A 21,138-nucleotide genomic window follows, 5' to 3' on the forward strand; every position below is an offset into this window, starting at 1 on the left:
CACAGCCCGGCACTCCCAATGCCGGGCTGAAACCCCACGCAAATCCATAATCCAAACCTGGCCGTATAACAGGTTAAATAACAATTCCGGAATCGCCCATGCAGAGCAACGTAGACCCCGCTGAAATCGCCAAATTTGAAGCACTCGCCAGCCGATGGTGGGACCCAGAATCAGACTTCAAACCTCTACACGATCTTAACCCTGTTCGCATGGGGTATATCGACAGCTATATTAACGTTGCCGGTTTGAAGGTACTGGATATTGGCTGTGGCGGCGGCATTCTCAGCGAAACACTGGCCAGACGAGGCGCCAATGTCACCGGTATTGATATGACCGATGCCCCGCTGCAGGTCGCCAAGCTGCATGCGCTCGACGCCGGTGTTGAAAACATTGAATACCGCCAGATGACAGCGGAAGACTTGGCCGCAGAAGCACCTGCCAGCTTTGATGTCATCACCTGCATGGAAATGCTCGAACATGTCCCCAAGCCGGGTGACATCCTCAAGGCCTGCCACACCCTGTTGAAGCCGGGCGGTAAAGCCTTCTTCTCGACCATCAACCGAAATCCAAAATCATGGTTGTTTGCGATAGCCGGTGCAGAATACGTGCTGCAATTGCTGCCGAAAGGCACACACAGCTACGAAAAATTCATTAAACCTTCAGAGCTGACCCGCTACGCACGTCGCGCAGAACTTAGCATCACCAACCTGCGTGGCATCAACTACAACCCGATTACCAAGGGCTTCAAGCTTACCGACGATGTATCTGTAAACTACCTGATGGCGACCGAGAAGGATAAGCAACAATGAGCACACCCGCGAAGGAAATCATCGAGCAATTCAACCCGGATAACTGCCTGCAAGATCGCGTTATTCTGATTACCGGTGCCAGCGCCGGTATCGGCAAAGAAGCCGCTCTGGAATTCGCCCGCAGGGGTGCGCATGTTGTGCTGATTGCCCGCAATCAGGAAAACCTCGAAGCGGTTTACGACGAAATTGAATCCACCACACAAACCCGACCGATAATCTTTCCGTACGACCTGAACACACTGAACCCCGATATTGCCCGGGAAATGGCTTACGCCATCGAACAGGAATACGGCCGCCTGGATGGCGTTTTATTTAACGCGTCAGCACTGGGCAGCAAGATGTCGATAGCTCAGTACCCGGAACAGCAATGGCTGGATGTCATCAACACCAACGTCAACAGTGCGTTTTACCTGACCAAAGCCATGCTTCCTCTGCTGGAAGCTGCACCCGCCGGGCGCATGCTGTTTACCACCTCCAGCGTTGGCCGCAAAGGCCGTGCTTACTGGGGTGCCTATGCCGTGTCAAAATTTGCGACCGAAGGCCTGATGGAAACACTGGCAGACGAGCTTAAAGCCACCAGCAACGTCAGAGTCTTTGCAGTCAACCCGGGCGGTACACGCACCGCCATGCGCGCCAGCGCCTACCCGGGCGAGAACCCGGAAACCGTGCCGGCACCGTCGGAACACATGCCGCTTTACTGCTACTTAATGTCCGATGCATCCGGCGATTACCACGGCGCATCTATCGACGCCTACGACTACCTTTAGATTGCCTGCGTTAACGCCCGCACCACCGGCGTGGAGAGTTTGACACTTCAAACTCCCCACCATCAACACCGCCATTGAACGACAAAAAACCGGCAGTTTTTTGCCGCTTTTTTGTCAGACATTCCGATAAAAACCCCTAAACACCTGTAACAGACTGATTTAAAAGGAATTTTTAGCTAATGGCACAGTTATCGCTTAGTCAGACTAAGTCTGAAAATGCGGTATATAAAAAATGGCGAATAGCTTCACTCAAATCAGTTTTGGTACCAACAAAGCACTTCCACAAACTCTCGTCGACGCAACACCGGTCTCGGTTGAATCGTTGACGCCAGAGAAAGTGGTCGATTTCAGACTTCAGCTATCCAGCCAGTTACAAACCACCCTGGAAATTGAACAGCTTATTACTATTCTTTACCGGCAACTAAAGAAGATCATGCCGGTTTCCGGCATCGAATATATGTGTGAAAAGCCACACGCCAAGGCAATAGCCGGCCGGCTGCATAAGCACCGCTGCTGCTATCAGCTCTCCATGGATAAAATGAACTTCGGGGAAATCATCTTCACGCGCAATAAAAGGTTCAGTGAAAAAGAGCTGGCTACCATTGAATCGATGATGGACCTGGTTATCTTTCCGATCCGCAACGCCCTGAAACACCTCGAAGCGCTGGCATGCGCGATGATCGACCCACTGACCGGGCTCTATAATCGTACCGCCATGTCGATCTCGCTTACGCGGGAAATTGAGCGAGCCCGCCGCCATGAAGACCAGTCCATCAGCATCCTGGCTGTCGACATTGATCATTTTAAGTCGATTAACGATCGTTACGGTCACCTCACCGGCGATAACGTATTGCGCCAGGTGGCTCAAATCGTCCAGTCATCCATTCGCGGCTGCGATGCCAGCTTCCGCTGGGGTGGCGAAGAATTTTTGATCTGCCTGTCGAATTCCAACGCTTCTCTGGCTCATATGGTGGCTGAACGTATTCGCGAAGCCATTGCTGACAGCACCCTGCTGCCCGATAAAGAACGCCAGGTTACAGCCAGCTTCGGCATTGCCAACTACAGCAATGAATCAGACTGGCCAGCACTGGTGGATCGTGCCGACAAAGCCCTTTATAGCGCCAAAGCACAGGGCCGCAACCGCACTGTCACATCGCTGAGCCCGCAGGTGAACTCCCAGTTTGCCTGAACCGGGCAAACCTGGCTGCCTGCAATTGTGACTTACGCCCATATCCTGCCCGGCCACTCATCCTAATTAATCATCAATAGCGCTGTTTTTTCGGGTATGGTAACCGGGACTAACTTGCTGTTATCACAGACATGAACCCAATGAACATTCTTGTAATCGACCAAATTGCTAAACGCGCCGAAACCCTGGAGCAGGCGCTGGTTAAACTTGGCCACAATGTAATGGTTCGCCCTCCGGGTAAATACGCCATTTACCAGATGGTTGAGTCGTTTCAGCCAGACGTCGTTATTGTTGATGCGGACTCACCCGACCGGGACACACTCGAAGACGTTTCAGTCACCTCTGACCGCTGCCCCCGGCCCATTATCTTTTTCGCCAACGATGAAGATGACGAGGTTATACGCCAATCCATTCAGGCAGGCGTCAGCGCTTATATCGTCGATGGCTTGCAGCCAAACCGGGTTAAGAGCCTGCTCAATGTCGCCATCAGCCGCTTTGAGCAGCATCAGCAGCTGAAAGGCGAGCTGAAGAAAACCCGCGATGAACTGGCCGACAGAAAAGTCATCGATAAAGCCAAAGGCCTGCTCATGAAGCACAAAGTGTGTGACGAGGAAGCCGCCTTTGCAGCCATGCGTAAAATGGCGATGAACAAGAACGTCCGCCTTGCCGAGATTGCGCAAGACGTTATTGATTTATTTGGTTAACGCCCATACGGATTATTTATGCAAAAGACTTCAGCCCCTACTCAGCAAACTGTTCGTATCGGCTATGTACCTTTGGTTGACGCAGCACCGCTCATTATCGCCAAAGAAGCCGGCTTCTTTCTGGAAGAAAATTTAGACATCGTATTGCACCGTGAATCCAATTGGGCAAGCATTCGGGATAAGCTGTCACTCGGCCTGATAGATGCTGCCCATATGCTGGCACCTATGGTATTTGCCAGCCATATTACTCCGCCCAACAGCCATCATGACAAATCCTTCATGACTGCGATGGCGCTGGGTTATAACGGAAATGCAATCACCCTATCCAACCCGCTGTTTGATGAATTAAACGCCGAAGGAAAGAGCCTCGATGAAATCCTTGCAGCGCTGAAAGCCTATGTTGACGCCAGCGAAAGCAAACTGACGTTTGGCAGTGTGCATCCGTTTTCAATGCATACAAACCTACTGCTACTGCTTTTAAAGCGAGCAGGTATCGATAAAGACAAGATTGAGATTAAGGTTATCCCACCGGTGCGCATGGTCGATGCCATACGTGACGGACTGGTTGATCTGTTCTGCGTGGGCGAACCCTGGAACACCGCCGCCCAATTTGAAAAGGCCGGTAAGATCATCTGCTATGGCAGCGATCTCTGGAGTCACGCACCAGAAAAAGTATTAGGGCTGAACAGCAAGTTTGCCCGCCAGAACCGAGAAACACACATTAAGGTGTTAAGAGCGATTGTTCGTGCCTGCCAATGGCTGGAAGAGCCAGACCACATGGCACAGGCCGCACTGTGGCTGGCCAGTAAAAGGTACCTGGACTGCTCATCAGACCTGCTTCTGCATGCCATGGTTAATCAGTGGCAAAACCAGGCCAATGGCTCAGCCCAGCGGAAAATATTTTTCTCGCAGAATGCCAATGCACCCTGGCCACAACATGCAAAATGGATCAGTGATGCCATATTCAACCCGCGCAATACCTTTGCAACGGATGGCCAATGGCTGACCCCACCGGATCAGATTTACGACTGGGAAATATTCTCGCAAGTGATGACCAGCCTGGGCTTGCCGGTACCCAATACAGATGACTGCCCGGGTACCTTGCCTAAACTGTAATTAAAACGGGTCAGGCAACCTTACTGGTTGCTTAACCAAACTGTCTGATACGGGTTCAGCGCAATCTCGCTGGAGATATCGCTAACCGGGCTTTCACTGAGCAGGTCTACCCAACTGTTCATGCTGATCAGGTTGAGCTCGCTCAAGCGCAGAGTTGCCGGCTCACAGGAAATATTACTGACGCAGAAGATGCTCTGCTTCCTATCAATACTCTGCCGCCATATTCCGAACAGCCCATCACCCAATTGCAGCGTAAACTGAGTCGCATTCGGGTGAAAGGCTTTCTGGCCCTTACGGATAGTCAACAGCTCGTTCAACCGCTTATAAACCCGGGAGTGATGCGAGCTATCATTGGTCAGCTCTTTCTGCAGCTCTGCCAGATCCCAACGGTGCCGGTTAATGTGACGATTGTGCTTGGTATTTTCCAGTCGCGCGTAATCGTTTTGCGTTCCCAGCATACTGTGAATATAAACACCCGGAATGCCCTCCAGAGAGAACATAATCTCGTGGGCACAAATGAAACGGTCAAAATTCCATTTATCAGGCCCGTCGTGCGTCCCCTGTAAGGCATCGTACAGCGCAATATTAATTTCATAGGGCTTTGATGAACCGTCATCCATGGTGCGCATCGATACCCGCCCACCGAAGTTCATCATGGTATTGACCAGTGAGTTGATCTCTTTTTCACTCAACAACCCTTCGGCCGGGCGCAAGCCAATGCCATCATGCGATGCGATGAAATTAAAGTAAGCCGTACCGTCCTGACAAGGAGGCATACTCATCAACCACTGTTTCAGATAAGTACAGTCACCACTGATCAGGGTATTGACCAGCAAAGGTGGCAACGAAAAGTTATACACGCAGTGTGCTTCGTTAGCGTTACCGAAGTAAGTCAGGTTTTCCTGGTTAGGAATATTGGTTTCCGTAATGATGACGCAATCCGGGCAGCTGTGCTCAATCAGCGTTCTCAGCAGACGAATAACCTCATGCGTTTGAGGAAGGTTGATGCAGGAAGTGCCGTCTTCCTTCCATAAAAAAGCAACGGCATCGAGACGGAAAATACGAACACCCTCGTCCAGATAAAGGCGGATAATTTTCACAAACTCCAGAAGCACGTCGGTATTTGAAAAGTCAAAGTCGACCTGATCATGGCTGAAGGTACACCAGACATGCTTAAGGCCATCCTGCGTTTCGGTTTCCCGCAGCAGTGGCGATGTACGGGGGCGAACACACTGGCTGTGATCGATGGAGGGATCCGATGTTTTAAAATATTTATTACCCGGCGCTTCATTTTTCACAAACTGATCAAACCAAATACTTCGGCTCGAGCAGTGGTTAATCACCAGATCAGACATTAACCTAAAGTCATAAGCAATGGCGTTTATATCGCGCCAGTCACCCAGCGCTTCATTCACCTCGGAATAGTTTATAACGGCAAAACCATCGTCTGAACTGTAGGGATAAAACGGCAGAATATGAACGGAGTTGAAAGACTCCTTTAACGGGCCGGAAAGGAACTTATGCAGCGTTTTAAGCGGCGGCTCAGTAACCTTTTGACCCTCTTTCAATTCAATACTGTCACCATAGGTAATTAATACTGAGTCCTGTTCGCTCCAGTGGTTGGTGAAGGGGATGGGATCGTTAGCAAACTCATTCAGGCGCATTTCTGCCAACAAATCATTCGCAATATCTTCAATGCTTTTTCCAAGATCAATGTCTTTATAAATCACATCAAGGTGGCGATGAACCGTCGCCTTCAGTTTTTCAACCACTTCACTCATAGCAACACCTTCGGCTTATTTACTTTCCAAAAATTCTTTTCGATCTTCTTCCACGGCCGTTATTAACCGATCGTAAACATCCGGCATTGCACTGACAACCCGGTTCCAGCTCGGTATAAACGGGCGCTCCATTGGCGCTTCAAGAAAGCGCTGACCTGCCGTCATAATATTCTGGGCAAACATTTCAATGGCTTTTTCTTCCTGGTGAATATCCAGTGTCAGGCCATTCATCTTGGCATCGTTGTTATAGGTTTCAACGAAATCCAGTGCAATACGGTAGTAGGTCGCCTTCAGCGAACGGAAGGTTTCAGTCGTAAAGGTCTGACCATAGGTGGCCAGTTTACGGAACATCGCCTTGGTGATATCGATCGACATTTTCGACAGACCACCCTCGGTATTGTCGAAGCTTAGGTCCTGATGCTTATGATCGTACGTTTCTGCAATGTCTGCCTGACACAAGCGGTTGTTCGCGTAATTACGGTACATCTCAGAAAGCACACCGATCTCCAGGCCCCAGTCACTCGGGATACGAATATCAGTCAACACATCTTTGCGGAAAGAAAATTCCCCGGCCAATGGATAGCGGAAGCTGTCCATAAACTCCAGGTACTCGTTTTCGCCAACTGTACGCTTAAGCGCACGTATCAAAGGCGTCACCAGCAAGCGGGAAACCCGGCCGTTCATCTTGCCATTGGCTACCCGGGCGTAATAGCCCTTACAGAATTCATAATTAAACTGCGGGTGCGCCACCGGGTACAGCAGCCGCGCCAGCAAACCTCGGTCGTACGTTACGATATCGCAATCGTGCAGACCAATGGATTCAGATTTGCCGCTGGCAAGTATATAGCCCATGCAATACCAGACATTGCGCCCCTTACCCAGCTCTCTCGGCGAAACGCCCAGCTCACTCAGTTCTTTATCGAGCGCCTGCAAACGCGGGCCTTCATTCCAGAGAATTCTGTGGTGCTGTGGCAACTCGGAGAAAAACTCACAGGCATGGAAGTACTGATCCCGATCGGCGCGGTCCAGGCCGATAACAATCTCTGAAAGATAGGGTACTTCTTTAAGCTGCTTCACGATTGCCGGCAGCGCTTCGCCCTGAAGTTCGGAATAGAGGGACGGAAGAATCAGGCCCAGCGGGCGAAAGCGGGAAAAGTGTTCAAGATCGTACTCAAGCTCTTCAACGCTGCGATTAGAAAGATTGTGAAGTGTCGTAACGATACCGTTTTGATGAAAATCAGCCATGTCGGTCCTCGATTATTATTTAGATTCTTTAGGAGATGAATTCAATATTTTAGTTATAGCTTCAGCCCAGCCCTCCGGGCCGTATTTTTCTGTGCGATACAATGATGTTTTTTCAAGTTCAGGGAATTCGTGGGCAGGTGATCTTATTTGCACCGCTATATCTGCCTTTAACTGCATAGCGATGTCATTTTCGCCATCACCCAGGGCGATACTTTCAAGATCAGAAACCTCCAGAAACTCGGAAAGATAGTTGTTCAGCCAAACCAGCGCAGCGCCCTTATCTGAATTTTTTAACAGATGGACAAACCGACCGCCTTTAACAACCTGCACACCTTTTTGTGCGCAAATATCGCTGAGTGTCTGCAGTTGCTCATCACTGCCCAACCATTGCAGCGGGTTACTGTATTCGCGCTTCAGCGCCCGCTCCGCTGCAGGCAATGACAAAGAGGTCATGTCAGCCAGTTGTTGGGCACTCATCTGGTTCATGGCAACGAAGGCACCGGAAAGCGCTTTTTCAAGCTCCACAACCAACGCGTTCCAGAAATCAATAGCCGGTGCAAAAGACTTCACCCGATAACCATCCACCTGCGGCAATTCACTGCAGGCTTCTTCGGTACAAAAGACTTTTGGGATAAAGATGGCCGCTCCATTTTCCACGATAAAGGGTGCATTAAGCTTTAACTCATGACATAGCGGCTCTATTTCTGCCCGGGTTTTACTGGTCACCGGAACGACCGGAATACCGCTTTCATTAAGGCGTTCCAGCGCCGGCAAAGCGGCCTGATAAGAGTAGTTGTCGTGATCAAGAAGCGTGCCGTCGAGATCGGTGTAAACCACATAACTCATCGTGCTACCTCGTTGGTAATGACCTGTTGAACCTGCCGCTGATCATTCAACAGGAAGAGATCATCTGTTTTTTCCGGCAGCACTGAAAAGCAACTCACCGTAATGCGCTCGTAGTGCTGAATAAAACGCTCCACTTCTGCATCCGTCATAACGCCCTCCATACTGCCGCCCTGCGCCATAACGCGGGTACGCAACTTTTGCTCCTGCTCACTGCGCCAGCCCTTGACCGTATGAAAGCCGGGTGCTTTAAGCATCACTATTCTATCCAACAATGAAAAAACGGCCTGATAATCCTCAGCCAATACTTTGTTTGAATAGCTGCGCCAGGCGGCATCGGCATCTTCTGTTTTTTCAAGATCGTTTACCGGTGTGACAAGCTCGCTTTCAGACTGCGGACCCGCTCCCACACACCAGCCCTCAAATAGCACAACCTGAACCCGCTGCTCCTCAACCGGCCACTGGCTTTCCGGCAGCGGATCATCAATGGCTTTGTTAAAAGACGGAATCGGCGTAGGAAGCAAGCCATTCTTAAGGCGTTGCAGGGTATCCAGCATCAAGCCGACATTGTGGGTTCCCGGAACACCACGCGTTTTAAACAGCGGGTGGACCTTTTGCGATAAGTTTAGACGTTCCTGTTTCGATAGGTAGAAATCATCAATGGAAAGACCAATCGCAGGGCATTGAAATTGCTGGGATAGCACATCAACCAGCAGGTCAGTCAGGGTCGATTTACCGGATCCCTGACAACCATTGATCCCGACGACGATGGGTTGAGTCGATGCAAGGGCCTGATCATATATACGTTGCGCTAATGGGAAAAAATACTTATCAGCAACCTGCTGATAACTTTCGGGAAGAGCGTGTTTTTGTAAAAACGCCTGAAGTAAGGGCTTTTCTATTTTCACATGAGCTACCTGAAAAGATTCACAGTGTATTTTGCATAATGCATACCAGTCTAATGGTAGCTCAAACACCCAAAACGGGTCATAAAGGCGAAATTAACGCCCTACAATTACACTCTCGAATCTTTTCCGCCCTAAAACTGCACACTTACTCAGTTCAGGCTGGCTCCAGCTCGCTTTTTTCAAGGTAAGCGCCAATCGCGTCTATATCCATACCCGTTTCAGGAAATGGCAGACAAACCCGATCAACCGGCAAATTTACGCTTTGACTATAAGCCCTTATAGGTTCGCGATTTTCGAACTGTTCATTTGGCGATGCATGGTCCACTCCGACAGTCATAATCTGCTCCACTATTCTTATTCAGATCGTATTCGCGTCAGAATATTGCCAATTACATACCAATCGCCTGAAAGCCCTATTATACGGGCGCCTTGGCTTTTTTGGACTGTTTTTCAGCCCGCATAGAAATGCGATTCAAGTCTCAATATGACATTTTTTGTCACAATAGCTGGCATTCCGGGGGCACGCTCCAAATGCAAGATTGTCAAATTAACATCGATCTTTCGCAGCGTGTTTCTTTATGTAATCAACCATCCGCAGGATGAGCGATGAGAGCGGATGGGTCTGCAACAGAACGCCCTACACCAAAGAGATGAAGTTTCAATCGGGTTCGATATTCAACAGGCATTAAAAAAGGGCGACAGGCGCCCTTTTTGAGTTCTTAGTGGGCTATGCGTAAAGTTCGGTCACTAAGGAGCACAGTAGTTCAGTGAAGATCAAGGCGAAAAAACGCAGGAATAGTGGCGCTATTTCAAGTTTTTTCAACGAAGATATTCGCTGAAATGCGAAGCGAACAGTTACCTAACTTTGCGCATGGCCCATTAGCTACAGCTTATTGACGAAGCCAAAGCAAATAATCACCGGCCTGCTCTGACGGCGTAGCAGAAAGATCCACGTCCCATTGCGACAGCAGGTAATCTTTCAGTGCCACACGGGAGGTCATCTTAAGGATGCCATTGTGCATACCAAACTCCTGCTCAATGGCTTCTTTATATGGCAGCGCCGGGTGCGGAACCAAAGACAGCTCAACAATTTGGTTCCAGCCAGAATCTGCTTCTTTCAATTCTGTATGGATTGGCAGCGTCGAAACGCCCTGCACAGCCTTAATACGATTGATGACAAAGTTACTGAAAACGGAATTCGTTCTGTCATACGCCCTGACTGCCCAGCGTGTGCCGGTGTTTATCAACGCATGAGGAACCAGAGTCACGGTTCTCTCACCTTCGATCTCCGATACATAAGTCACTGTGACTGATTGCTGCTTATGGATTGCCCGGGTAATCGCGGCCAGCGTTGGAATGTACGGCAGCGGTGTTTGGCAGGGTGCTTCTGTCACTATTTCCGGGAACTTGGGCCCGGAATAGTCATCACCAAAGCCATGAGACAGTGCCGTTAAGACCTGAGTGGCGGTGTAAGAAAATAATGGCTTGAAGGAATCCTGAGGGATATAGGATTTAATCCCATAATCATAAACCACATTGTCTGGCACCAGCTTTTTATAGAGGGCAATATCACGCGAAGCGGAAGATTCTTTCAAACCAAAACGCTTTTGCAGGTCGCTGCGGTTAGCATGCCCCAAAAAATACAGTCGAAATTCCAGGTAAAACAATCTCTCCTGCTGCGGCTGAGATTGATCCTGCAATTGTGGTTGAGCTTTATCAGTCATAGCTTCTATTTATTAACTCTAATTTTAATGTTGTGGAGTCACTGTAGAGTTGTAGGTAGTTGCTGTCAATTACCGTACAGATTCAGCATAGCACTTCATTTTGGAGAGCCTAAATAAAAACCATTCATAGAGTGAATTACTTTTAATTATTTTATTTCGGGCAATTAAAATACCTCTTTTAAAGTCCGAAAAATAACCGGCAGCCGATGCGATTACATGGCCTGTTTTTACCGCCAACCCTATCCGCCGCAGTTAACCGACAGGGAAATAGGCAGAATCATCATCTACAGATACAGACAACTAAAGGATTACTAAGGGTTCGGGATAACGGCAAGGTTGCGTGTGCAAGCGGCGGTGGCGATGCAATATCACCAGTACAGCTCATTCGAGTAAATTCAGACTGCACGGACCGCAAAACAGGCCCGGCAGATTCGGTTTTCCGGCTAACTTGATGCCAGCAGATTAAAATTCAACAACCTGATACACCGCGCGCTGGCAGTAGCAATCTCTGACATCCTGCAGAACATTTCGCTGCGACTTATAACTTTCAGGCTCGAATGTTTTCGCTTCGCAACCACAGGGCTGCTCGCAAGGCTTCTTCGGTGGTTCCATAAAAGCTGGATGCACCTGACTGGAAAACATAAATGTTTTTCGGGTGTGTTGATCTTCAACAAACTGGAGGATTCGCTTAAATAAAATCATACAATAATACCAATTTATCCAATTTCGACGGCAATAATACTTATTCTCATCGATACTAAAAGTCATTTAAGCAAAAGTTGCCGCTGTCCATTAGTCGTAGGTTTTATCACTTACTTTATAAATCAACAGCTTAAGGGCAAAAAAAACTTCGGACTTTGGCAGTGTTTTTTTAATCGCAGAGCGGGTGCGATACCCGAAATGGCCTGGAACGATGGCCGGTCGACCGAAAGGAGATCGCACAAGAGGCGCGCTTTTCACTTCATAGAATTTGATAGCGGCTATAAACGAAAAAAGCAGCCATAAGGCTGCTTCTTAAAATTTGGAGCGGGAAAGGAGGATGAACTGATCCGCATCCGGCGGCTGGCGTTCCAGTCCCGACCTCTTGGGGTCGCAGGCATAAAAAAACCGAGTACTAAGGCTCGGCTTCTTTGGAATTTGGAGCGGGAAAGGAGGCTCAACCGGCTGGCGCTCCAGTCCCGACCTCTTGGGGTCGCAGACATAAAAAAACCGAGCATTAAGGCTCGGCTTTTTTGGAATTTGGAGCGGGAAAGGAGGCTCGAACTCCCGACCCCAACCTTGGCAAGGTTGTGCTCTACCACTGAGCTATTCCCGCATATGAACCAACGCTTTCACTCATTGATTCTGTTCTTTCAGTAAACTCAACCCGAAGGTTAAAGTGGCATCCCGTAGGGGACTCGAACCCCTGTTACCGCCGTGAAAGGGCGGTGTCCTAGGCCACTAGACGAACGGGACACTGTGTACCTCAAGAACGAGCGCTATAGTAATGAAATTTTTTCAGGATGCAAACTTTTTTTATTAAAAATCAATAAGTTAACCAAGAAAATACGAAATGGTGGCGCTCACGGGGTGGCTCAGGCTTATCAGCCACTCCAACGCAGCCGCTACTGCTTGCGAAAATAGCCGATTGAGCTCTGCAAATCGGAACTCAGGTCCGATAGCTGATCGGTCAATTCCAGCGATTGCTCTGCCCTTTTCGAGTTTGACTGAGCTAGCTGGCGGACCTTAGCGACGTTTTCAGTAATTTCAGACAGGGAGCCATCCTGCAATTCCAGCTTGTGAACTGTCTGCGTCGTGTTATCGCGGATGGTGTCCAGGGAATGGCGAATAGTCTTGATCACCTCGCCGGTACGGTTAATCCACTCGACACTCTCGGCGGTGTTGCTCTGGCTCTGGTTAATCGTTGCCACGACACGCTGGGTGCCGGTCGTCAGGCCTTCAATGGTCGCTTGTATTTCATTGGTGGAATCCTGTGTTCGTTTTGCCAGTTGCCGCACTTCATCGGCCACTACCGCAAAACCTCGCCCCTGATCCCCCGCCCTGGCCGCTTCAATTGCCGCATTCAGCGCCAACAGATTGGTCTGCTCGGCAATACCCTGAATTACATTCAGTACCGAGGAGATCTCGACGGTACTTTCCTGCAGAGAATGCAATTCATTGACTGCGTTGTTGACCTCTGACGATAACGCTTCAATGGCCGCGACCGTTTTGCTGACCGTTACACTGGTTTCATCGGATGCACTGAGGGCGTCGTCGGCATTCTGAATCGCGTTACCGGCTAACTGGCTAACCTCACCGGAATAACCCTGCAGCTGCATAACCACATCTGCCAATTGCTCCAGCTCCGCCACCTGAGCCGTCACTTCATTCATGCGGCTCTGATTGTCATCCACCAGCTGCTGCGTAGACCGGTTCAGGTCATCGGTCAGATTAAATACTGAATCAAAAATACCCTTAAGTTTATCGATCAATAGCTTCAGTGAGCGCTTAACATGACTCATTTCATCCTGACGGTTGCCAACGTGAAATTCAGTTTGGATATCACCATCAGAGATCCGCTCTGCCACCTCAACGGTCACCTTAAATTCACGCGAAAGCCTGAGCATCATCGTGACCGACAACAGTACACCCGCCAGAATAATACCGGCTGCAATGACCAGTGTTCTGATTGTCCTGGCTTTCTCCTGCTCGATGTACCTGGCGGATTCAGTCTGAACAAAAAACTGATACTGGTCCTGAATTCTGTTTATCTCATCGGTGTATTCATCCATCACCAGCAGGACGTTCTTCTCGGCAGCCTTACGCTGCGCGAAGCCCGCCATATCTCGCCACGCGGTGGCAATGTCATTAAAGGCAGAAACAAAATCAGCCTGCCTGGCAATGATCGACTCAATAATGTCACTGGCCGCGGGGTGACCATGGTCAGTCAGTACGGCATCCCACTTCTGCAGCATGGGTTGTGAAAGATCAGACAGACCAGCTTCTAAACGGGATGTGGTTTGAATAACCCGCTGCAAAGCCGCCTCCAGCTCTTCTTCTGTGGCATTGCGCGAGGTGAAATGCGCACCCACGCTGTAGGCTGCCTCGTAATGTTCCTGCAACTCATCCCAGGTGCTTTTCAGGTTGGCATTAAAGAACAAATATTCTTTGTCAGATTCCATGCGCACAACATTATTGCGGGCGGAAAGAATCTGCATTGCGGCCAGATAGATAACTGAACACATAAGAACAGTCACAAGGAAAAATAGCTGGTTGCTAAACCTCTGATAATTAAGTTTCACAATTACTCCGATTACTTACTGGATTAATTTTTCGCTGTGACTGCGTTTTATTCAGGCAAACCCACCAATATTAAAATATATGACCGAGCTGTTTTATGGTGAGAACCGTTCAATAGCCTTTGGCATTCATTATCGTGACTAAACTGCGCCGGTAATAGTCACCAAATTGAGTACGTTTTAGCGGCGGCTTACGCCCCGATAACGGCACTCAAGATAGATAACGGCTGCATCAGGCAACACCTGAGTGTTTTTTCTTTCAGGAAACTAGCAGAGAAAGGAATCAATACCAGCGCGTACTGGTATTGATTATTTTGACAGGCAGGAACAAACAGCGTTTATTTAACCTTCCAGCTGACTGGCTGACCCGCATGGAAAGGAACAATCGGCCGGCCATTAGGCAGAATAATTTCTTCCGGTACCGTCCACTCTTCTTTTTTCAGGGTGATGGTTTCGGTATTCCTTGGTAGGCCATAGAAGTCCGGTCCGTAAAACGACGCAAACGCCTCGAGCTTATCCAGTACGCCCAGGTCTTCAAAGATTTGGGCATACAGTTCAATAGCGCTCCAGGCACTGTAACAGCCGGCACAACCGCAGGCATTTTCTTTATTGGCTTTTTCGTGCGGTGCAGAATCGGTACCCAGGAAGATTTTAGGTGTGCCCTGAGCAACGGCATCACGCAGTGCTTGCTGGTGCGTATTTCGCTTCAGTACCGGCAAACAGAAATTATGCGGCCGCACGCCGCCTACCAGCAGATCATTACGGTTCAGCAATAGATGCTGCGGAGTAATGGTGGCCGCAATATTATCACTGGCCGCTAGCACAAATTCGGCAGCGTCTGCCGTGGTGATATGTTCCAGCACCACCTTCAAATCCGGGTTGCTCGCCACTATCTTGCTCAGGTGAGTATCGATAAACACCTTCTCGCGATCAAAAATATCAATGTGGCTATCGGTAACTTCGCCATGAATCAGCAGCAACATACCTTGTGCGGCCATTTCTTCAAACACCGGCTGCATCCCTTCAATTGAGGTCACCGCCAATGCCGAGTTAGTCGTCGCACCGGCCGGGTAAAGTTTTGCAGCAACAACACCGGCGGCCTTGGCTTTCTGAATGGTTTCTTTGCTGGTGTTGTCGGTTAAATAGAGCGTCATCAACGGCGTAAAAGAGCTCCCTTCTGGGCGAGCCGCCAAAATACGCTCTTTGTATTCCATCGCCATTTGCTCAGTAGTGACCGGTGGCACCAGGTTAGGCATAACAATGGCGCGCTGAAAACACCGGGCCGTTGCCGGTACCGTTTCGCCCAACATTTCACCATCACGAAAATGCAAATGCCAGTCATCCGGTTTGGTAATAATCAGTTCAGTTGTCATTTTATTTCCTTCATTTGCATCAACGGTTTTTCAGTAATTCTTTCAATTCAAGCAGCTGATCGCGCATAGCCGCAGCCTCTTCAAACTTAAGATCGCGAGCGGCCTTATGCATCGCATCCTCGACTTTCACAATCTCTTTGCCCAGTTCGGCCGCATTCATGTGCATCAGGCCTTTGGCCTCTTCGGCTGAGATATGCTCTACCCGCTTCTTGTTGCGGGCCATTTTACCTTTGCGACCCGGCGCTTGCGGCGCACCATCAATAATATCGGTGATCGATTTATTCAGCGCTTGCGGGGTAATGCCGTGCTCTTCGTTATGGGCCTGTTGCTTAGCTCGCCGGCGTTCGGTTTCGCCAATCGCCCGCTCCATAGAACCGGTGATGCGGTCTGCATACAGAATCGCTTTACCGTTCAGGTTACGGGCGGCCCGACCGATGGTTTGAATAAGTGAGCGGTCACTGCGCAGGAAGCCTTCTTTATCGGCATCCAGAATAGCCACCAGCGATACCTCTGGCATATCCAGGCCTTCACGCAGCAGGTTAATACCCACCAACACATCAAACTCACCGAGGCGCAGATCACGGATAATCTCTACCCTCTCCACGGTATCGATATCGGAATGCAGGTAGCGCACCCGAACGCCGTTGTCGTGCAGGTAGTCGGTTAAATCTTCAGCCATGCGCTTGGTTAATGTGGTGATCAGCACCCGCTCTTCGACGGCAACCCGCAACCGGATTTCTTCCAGCACATCGTCGACCTGAGAGGTCGCCGGACGCACTTCAATGATCGGGTCAAGCAAGCCGGTAGGCCGTACAACCTGCTCTGCCGTTTGCTGGGAGTGCTCTTCTTCGTATTTACCCGGTGTTGCTGAAACATAAATTGCCTGCGGTGACGCCCGCTCCCATTCCTCAAAGCGCAAAGGCCGGTTATCCAATGCCGATGGCAAGCGGAAGCCATATTCAACCAGCGTTTCTTTGCGCGAGCGGTCGCCCTTATACATGGCACCAATCTGCGGAATGGACACATGGGATTCATCGATAAACATCAGTGCATCCGGCGGCAGATACTCATAAAGCGTGGGTGGCGCTTCACCGGAACCGCGCCCGGCCAGATAACGGGAGTAGTTTTCGATGCCGGTACAAAAGCCAAGCTCACGCATCATTTCCAGGTCGTACTTGGTTCGCTGCTCCAGGCGCTGGGCTTCAACCAGGCGGTTATCCGATTCAAAAACTTTCAGGCGATCTTTCAATTCCTGCTCAATGCTTTCGGCCGCATCCAGAATTGTCTGGCGCGGTGTTACATAGTGGGTTTTCGGGTAAATGGTATAGCGATGCAGCTTTTGCAGAACCTCGCCGGTGAGCGGATCAAACAGACTGAGGTTTTCAATTTCCTCATCGAACAGCTCAACCCGAACCGCTTCCAGCTCTGATTCCGCCGGGAAGATATCAATCACATCTCCGCGCACCCGATAGTTACCACGTCCAAACTCGACATCGTTACGGGCGTATTGCAGCTCGGCCAGGCGACGCAACATCTCACGCTGATTGACGGTATCGCCCTTACGCAGGTGCAGCACCATCTTCAGGTAACTTTCCGGCGAGCCCAGACCATAAATTGCCGAGACGGTGGCGACGATAATGGTGTCTTTGCGCTCCAGCAGTGCCTTGGTGGCGGAAAGCCGCATCTGTTCAATGTGCTCGTTTACACTGGAGTCTTTATCGATAAAGGTGTCAGACGAGGGCACATAGGCTTCCGGCTGATAATAGTCGTAGTAGGAAACGAAATACTCCACCGCATTGCCGGGGAAAAACTCGCGGAACTCCGAATAGAGCTGAGCAGCCAGCGTTTTGTTGTGCACCATAACAATGGTCGGCCGCTGAACTGTCTCTATAACCTTGGCCATGGTGTAGGTTTTACCGGAGCCTGTTACCCCGAGCAGTGTTTGAGCGGCCAGACCATTGTTAAGCCCGTCCACCAGCCGCGCAATAGCGGCAGGCTGATCGCCGGAAGGCTGATATTTGGATTCGACCTTAAAAGGCTTCATAACCGCTCCAATAAAAAAAAGGGCTGGCTATTATAGCCAAACCCTTTTAGGTGTTTGCATGTTTCATTCAAATTTCCGGCCTCATTCAAAGGTAGCGCAACCCTAAAACGCTTCGGCAACCGGCGCCATTCACTGAACCCGGCTATTCGTGGATCAGTGAGAACGTCCTGGCTTCGCCGCTGACCGGGCAGCTGTATGCCAGTTCAACCAGGCGCAAGCGCAAGCCTTCAACGCTGTCATCCTCTTGGCGATAGCGTTCATCACCCACAACGGGGTTACCGGCAGCCGCAAATTGACGGACTATCTGGTGTTCTCGGCCGGTCTCCGGCCATAAATCGACAACACTGCGGTTTGGGCGCGCATCGTAACGGGCTTTTTTCACTCGGGTGATTGCTGTCGCGCCATCAATCGGCTGGTCCAGCCGGTCAACGGCGCCCAGATCACCCTGAACATCAGCGCGATAATGCAGGCTCGCGCCTTCAAAGCCATCAACCGCTAACTGATTCGAAAATGCCAGCGCTGCCTTACGCGTGTGCGCCAGTATTAACAAACCAGAGGCTTCGTAGTCGAGCGCAGCCAGCCAGAAAATCTCTCTGGCCGGATTGAACGCCAGCTCAACGGCGCGGGCGAAGCTTTGAAAATCCCCCCAGTCGGAGCCATGCAGCGGCATACCGGCAGGCTTATTCCAAACTGAATATTGCCCGGCATCTTCAAGCAGTTCCGCCTTCAGCGGTTTTAACGCCAGTAAATCGTCATCGTAAAAGATCTCGATCTGTTCTCCGACCAGTATATCGGTCATCGCTCTACGCAGCCGCTGGCGGTCGCCGTTCTTATCGACCCGCCAGACACCGCCTTTATTCATCAGGTCTTTTAAACGCGATTTAGAAAGATTGATATTGGCAACCAGAAAATCAATTGCTATTTGCGGGTCACCTGCTTCAACTTCCAATACTGCATCTATTTCCATGCGTTACTGCTTTCTCACCTTTTAGTCATTTAAAATTTGATTTTATCAATCAGCTTGCCGGCTTCTTCTTTCGCTTTATCTTCTGCCGCTTTCTTGGCTTTGTTCTCCAGCTCTTTCTGCTTAGCCGAGATCTTGTCTTCCAGTGCCTGAATACGGTCTTCAACCTGCTGCTCAAAGCTGTCGATACGGAAATTAGCCAGCGACTCTTCACCGGTAAATTCTTCAGCCGGGCCATCCAGCGATGCCGTTAAATCTGCCACATTGTCGTTAAAGCCGCTCTCTACATCCGCCAACCAGGCCTGATACTCTTCTTTGGCAACATTCTTTAATGCAGCGCTGAGTTTATTATCGATATCCGAACTCACAGAAATACGCGGGCTGGTCACTTCACCGGAAAGCTGAACATCAATATTAAAGGCATTCACCGACTGGAAAGCAGACTGCAGGTAGCCAACCACATCGCCACTGCCCAAAACAGTAAACTGGTTTGCCGGGAAGGAAACGGTAATGTCACCCTCCAACTCGCCATCGGTGGAGACGATTTCACCGGTCACATCGGCATCTTCAGGCACCCAGTTCAGTTTGGCACCCGCAACGTTTATATCCCTTGATGAGAACGCCACTCCGCGCCCGGTTAGGGTAAAGGTATCAACACTGCTGCCACCACTGCGCTCCAGTACACCATTGATCAGCAGAGCCTCATTGCTTTCTTCACCACGGCGCAACTTCAGGTACACCGGCTGCACGGCACCATCGGTTGTTGAGCGAATGTTTTCGACCATCAACTGCCATGGCCAGCCATCTGAAACAAAGGAAACCAGGCCGGTATCAAGCTGAAACTTCGCGGTTGGGTCCGGGTGCGCAAAATGGACGAACTGACCCACACCGCGGGCCGGCTTCTCGTCTTCATCGTTATTCAGGCGAACCTTTGCCAGCCAGGGTTTGGCTTTGTTATACCAATAGATTGCTTTTTCAGCCTTTTGCCAGACACCCTCGCCCAGCAGTAAATCTGCCACCTTCAGCAAACCCTGCTCATTTAGCGGATAGGTTTCGACAATGGTTTGCCAATCCTCTCCCGGCGCATTGGCCACATCTTTAAGCGCTTCGGCATTGGCTTTAACAGCATCGCTGACGACCGTTTTCAATTCTGCAACGGCGGCCTTATCACTGCTAACCGCTGATTGCAGCGCCTGCAGTTTTTCACGGAAATCCGCCAGATCATCGAGCGATGAAATCTCGGTGTTCTCCAGTGCGTCTATCTGCTCTTTATAATCAGCCAGTGCAGACTCATTGGGCACCTTGCTGATCGCAGTCGTCACCTCATCTTTGGAGCTCGCCAATACTGTTCCGGCATCGGTTACCGCCTGCCGGGTATTGGCGCTGGCACCATCGAGCACCGAAGAAGCAAACGGTAACTGCTGCGCAATACCATCGGTGTAGGAATCAACCTTCGCTTTACCGGCCGAGGCGATACTCTCTCCGGCACTTTTCTCTTCTGAAGCTTCGGGTAAACGTGCAACCTGCTTTCGTTCAACATCGGCTTCAACATCAGAAATAATCAAGTTATGAATGCGCAAATTACCCAAAAACAGTTGCGCCAGGCTGAGTTCCACCTGAACGTTTGGCAGCACTGCGGCGTTATGGGTTGGCTTGCCGGAATCCGCGACTTCAACGCCGTTTATTTTAAAACCCAGCGGGCTCAAAGAAAGCTGCACGCTGGCAACATCCACCTCGGCACCGTTGGCTTTAGTGCCGCTGGCTTCCAGGCCCTGCTTTGCCCAACCGTTGACAAAGAAAAAACCAATAACCAATAGAATGGCAGTAAACACTGCCAAGCCGACCAAACCGGTCCATCTTATAAATTTCATGCGCCGCCCTCAGCCTTCTATGCTCTGGTAAAGTTGAAACAAGCGTGATCCTTTTAACATCTGCACCACCTTCATTTTATTTACCCAGGGCAGCAGGCTCGCACGGTAACGAACAATGCTTAAACGCATAGCAACAGCGAAGGGTACAAAGGCAATGATGGCAACGAGGAAGCTACCCAGCGTAATGGTGTGGTTAAAATGCAAAACCTGCCAGAAATCCTGCTGGTAAAGGCTTGTCCACAGCGATTCCAGCGAGTCGTTATTCAGCAGCGAAAGCCCTAACTGGTGGAACCAGGGGTCAAGCAGATAGGCAATCGCTGAAAACAGCAGCCAGAAGACAAAAAACGTCGCCAGATGCACACGCAACAAAAACGCCAGCAACAACACGATAGCGTTGTGCACAGACCAGAGCGGTGTCAGGCCGATTATCATGCCCATTGCAGCGGCAAAGGCGATCTGCCACGGGCCGACATCAGAATTAAGAGCTTTGAATATTTTTAAAATGGATTGGATCATAAACCG

General features: G+C 50.0%; 18 protein-coding genes and 2 tRNA genes. 5 read left to right on the plus strand and 15 right to left on the minus strand.

The window, feature by feature from the left end; all coding sequences use genetic code 11:
- Nucleotides 1–98: 98 nt before the first annotated feature.
- From ubiG to BCF53_RS13190, 5 genes are all read left to right on the plus strand, one after another.
- On the plus strand, nt 99–809 hold the full coding sequence (gene ubiG / locus BCF53_RS13170; RefSeq protein ID WP_132702204.1) for a bifunctional 2-polyprenyl-6-hydroxyphenol methylase/3-demethylubiquinol 3-O-methyltransferase UbiG: 711 nt from the start codon (nt 99–101) through the stop codon (nt 807–809).
- On the plus strand, nt 806–1,576 hold the full coding sequence (locus tag BCF53_RS13175) for a YciK family oxidoreductase (RefSeq protein ID WP_132702205.1): 771 nt from the start codon (nt 806–808) through the stop codon (nt 1,574–1,576). The genes ubiG and BCF53_RS13175 overlap by 4 nt, the downstream gene beginning before the upstream one ends.
- A gap of 232 nt (nt 1,577–1,808) precedes the next feature.
- Nucleotides 1,809–2,765 (plus strand): GGDEF domain-containing protein, encoded by a 957-nt coding sequence (locus BCF53_RS13180; protein WP_132702206.1) that lies wholly within the window; start codon nt 1,809–1,811, stop codon nt 2,763–2,765.
- A 140-nt stretch (nt 2,766–2,905) separates the two neighbouring features.
- On the plus strand, nt 2,906–3,469 hold the full coding sequence (locus BCF53_RS13185; protein WP_132702207.1) for an ANTAR domain-containing response regulator: 564 nt from the start codon (nt 2,906–2,908) through the stop codon (nt 3,467–3,469).
- Nucleotides 3,470–3,487: 18 nt separating this feature from the next.
- Nucleotides 3,488–4,585: an ABC transporter substrate-binding protein gene (locus BCF53_RS13190; protein ID WP_132702208.1), complete on the plus strand. Its 1,098-nt coding sequence runs from the start codon at nt 3,488–3,490 to the stop codon at nt 4,583–4,585.
- A 20-nt stretch (nt 4,586–4,605) separates the two neighbouring features.
- Here BCF53_RS13190 and BCF53_RS13195 read toward each other — a convergent pair whose 3' ends face one another.
- The 15 genes from BCF53_RS13195 to BCF53_RS13265 form a co-directional block, all read right to left on the minus strand.
- Nucleotides 4,606–6,366 (minus strand): sugar phosphorylase, encoded by a 1,761-nt coding sequence (locus BCF53_RS13195; protein ID WP_132702209.1) that lies wholly within the window; start codon nt 6,364–6,366, stop codon nt 4,606–4,608.
- A gap of 15 nt (nt 6,367–6,381) precedes the next feature.
- Complete coding sequence (locus tag BCF53_RS13200) at nt 6,382–7,611, minus strand: glycosyltransferase family protein (protein ID WP_132702210.1); 1,230 nt, start codon at nt 7,609–7,611, stop codon at nt 6,382–6,384.
- Between the two features lie 15 nt (nt 7,612–7,626).
- A complete protein-coding gene (locus BCF53_RS13205; RefSeq protein ID WP_132702211.1) occupies nt 7,627–8,457 on the minus strand; it encodes an HAD-IIB family hydrolase in 831 nt (276 codons plus the stop codon).
- A complete protein-coding gene (locus BCF53_RS13210) occupies nt 8,454–9,362 on the minus strand; it encodes a kinase (protein ID WP_132702212.1) in 909 nt (302 codons plus the stop codon). Before BCF53_RS13210 ends, BCF53_RS13205 begins: the two co-directional genes overlap by 4 nt.
- A gap of 154 nt (nt 9,363–9,516) precedes the next feature.
- Complete coding sequence (locus BCF53_RS13215) at nt 9,517–9,699, minus strand: hypothetical protein (RefSeq protein WP_132702213.1); 183 nt, start codon at nt 9,697–9,699, stop codon at nt 9,517–9,519.
- Between the two features lie 553 nt (nt 9,700–10,252).
- Nucleotides 10,253–11,086, minus strand: coding sequence for a WYL domain-containing protein (locus BCF53_RS13220; RefSeq protein ID WP_132702214.1), 834 nt, complete (start codon nt 11,084–11,086; stop codon nt 10,253–10,255).
- Between the two features lie 462 nt (nt 11,087–11,548).
- Nucleotides 11,549–11,788: a hypothetical protein gene (locus BCF53_RS13225; protein ID WP_132702215.1), complete on the minus strand. Its 240-nt coding sequence runs from the start codon at nt 11,786–11,788 to the stop codon at nt 11,549–11,551.
- A gap of 538 nt (nt 11,789–12,326) precedes the next feature.
- Nucleotides 12,327–12,401 (minus strand) — tRNA-Gly (locus BCF53_RS13230).
- 64 nt (nt 12,402–12,465) lie between these two features.
- Nucleotides 12,466–12,541: transfer RNA gene (locus BCF53_RS13235), tRNA-Glu, on the minus strand.
- Nucleotides 12,542–12,690: 149 nt separating this feature from the next.
- Nucleotides 12,691–14,310 (minus strand): methyl-accepting chemotaxis protein, encoded by a 1,620-nt coding sequence (locus tag BCF53_RS13240; RefSeq protein ID WP_132702216.1) that lies wholly within the window; start codon nt 14,308–14,310, stop codon nt 12,691–12,693.
- Between the two features lie 392 nt (nt 14,311–14,702).
- Nucleotides 14,703–15,737 carry a dihydroorotase gene (gene pyrC, locus BCF53_RS13245; RefSeq protein ID WP_132702217.1) on the minus strand — a complete coding sequence of 345 codons (1,035 nt, stop codon included), beginning with the start codon at nt 15,735–15,737 and terminating at the stop codon, nt 14,703–14,705.
- A 19-nt stretch (nt 15,738–15,756) separates the two neighbouring features.
- Complete coding sequence (uvrB, locus tag BCF53_RS13250; RefSeq protein ID WP_132702218.1) at nt 15,757–17,781, minus strand: excinuclease ABC subunit UvrB; 2,025 nt, start codon at nt 17,779–17,781, stop codon at nt 15,757–15,759.
- Nucleotides 17,782–17,923: 142 nt separating this feature from the next.
- The gene (locus tag BCF53_RS13255; protein WP_132702219.1) at nt 17,924–18,748 is read right to left on the minus strand and encodes a pseudouridine synthase family protein; all 825 of its coding nucleotides are present in this window, start codon (nt 18,746–18,748) and stop codon (nt 17,924–17,926) included.
- Nucleotides 18,749–18,777: 29 nt separating this feature from the next.
- A complete protein-coding gene (locus BCF53_RS13260) occupies nt 18,778–20,616 on the minus strand; it encodes a TIGR03545 family protein (protein WP_132702220.1) in 1,839 nt (612 codons plus the stop codon).
- 9 nt (nt 20,617–20,625) lie between these two features.
- The gene (locus BCF53_RS13265; protein WP_132702221.1) at nt 20,626–21,132 is read right to left on the minus strand and encodes a TIGR03546 family protein; all 507 of its coding nucleotides are present in this window, start codon (nt 21,130–21,132) and stop codon (nt 20,626–20,628) included.
- Nucleotides 21,133–21,138 lie beyond the last annotated feature (6 nt).

This window comes from Reinekea marinisedimentorum, from assembly GCF_004341165.1.
Classification (GTDB): Bacteria; Pseudomonadota; Gammaproteobacteria; order Pseudomonadales; family Natronospirillaceae; genus Reinekea; species Reinekea marinisedimentorum.

Bases quoted from the DNA above. Each gene is read 5' to 3' on its own strand.
- ubiG (WP_132702204.1), top strand. From the start codon at position 99: ATGCAGAGCAACGTAGACCCCGCTGAAATCGCCAAATTTGAAGCACTC.
- BCF53_RS13175 (WP_132702205.1), top strand. From the start codon at position 806: ATGAGCACACCCGCGAAGGAAATCATCGAGCAATTCAACCCGGATAAC.
- BCF53_RS13180 (WP_132702206.1), top strand. From the start codon at position 1,809: ATGGCGAATAGCTTCACTCAAATCAGTTTTGGTACCAACAAAGCACTT.
- BCF53_RS13185 (WP_132702207.1), top strand. From the start codon at position 2,906: ATGAACATTCTTGTAATCGACCAAATTGCTAAACGCGCCGAAACCCTG.
- BCF53_RS13190 (WP_132702208.1), top strand. From the start codon at position 3,488: ATGCAAAAGACTTCAGCCCCTACTCAGCAAACTGTTCGTATCGGCTAT.
- BCF53_RS13195 (WP_132702209.1), bottom strand. From the start codon at position 6,366: ATGAGTGAAGTGGTTGAAAAACTGAAGGCGACGGTTCATCGCCACCTT.
- BCF53_RS13200 (WP_132702210.1), bottom strand. From the start codon at position 7,611: ATGGCTGATTTTCATCAAAACGGTATCGTTACGACACTTCACAATCTT.
- BCF53_RS13205 (WP_132702211.1), bottom strand. From the start codon at position 8,457: ATGAGTTATGTGGTTTACACCGATCTCGACGGCACGCTTCTTGATCAC.
- BCF53_RS13215 (WP_132702213.1), bottom strand. From the start codon at position 9,699: ATGACTGTCGGAGTGGACCATGCATCGCCAAATGAACAGTTCGAAAAT.
- BCF53_RS13220 (WP_132702214.1), bottom strand. From the start codon at position 11,086: ATGACTGATAAAGCTCAACCACAATTGCAGGATCAATCTCAGCCGCAG.
- BCF53_RS13225 (WP_132702215.1), bottom strand. From the start codon at position 11,788: ATGATTTTATTTAAGCGAATCCTCCAGTTTGTTGAAGATCAACACACC.
- BCF53_RS13240 (WP_132702216.1), bottom strand. From the start codon at position 14,310: ATGTGTTCAGTTATCTATCTGGCCGCAATGCAGATTCTTTCCGCCCGC.
- pyrC (WP_132702217.1), bottom strand. From the start codon at position 15,737: ATGACAACTGAACTGATTATTACCAAACCGGATGACTGGCATTTGCAT.
- uvrB (WP_132702218.1), bottom strand. From the start codon at position 17,781: ATGAAGCCTTTTAAGGTCGAATCCAAATATCAGCCTTCCGGCGATCAG.
- BCF53_RS13255 (WP_132702219.1), bottom strand. From the start codon at position 18,748: ATGGAAATAGATGCAGTATTGGAAGTTGAAGCAGGTGACCCGCAAATA.
- BCF53_RS13260 (WP_132702220.1), bottom strand. From the start codon at position 20,616: ATGAAATTTATAAGATGGACCGGTTTGGTCGGCTTGGCAGTGTTTACT.
- BCF53_RS13265 (WP_132702221.1), bottom strand. From the start codon at position 21,132: ATGATCCAATCCATTTTAAAAATATTCAAAGCTCTTAATTCTGATGTC.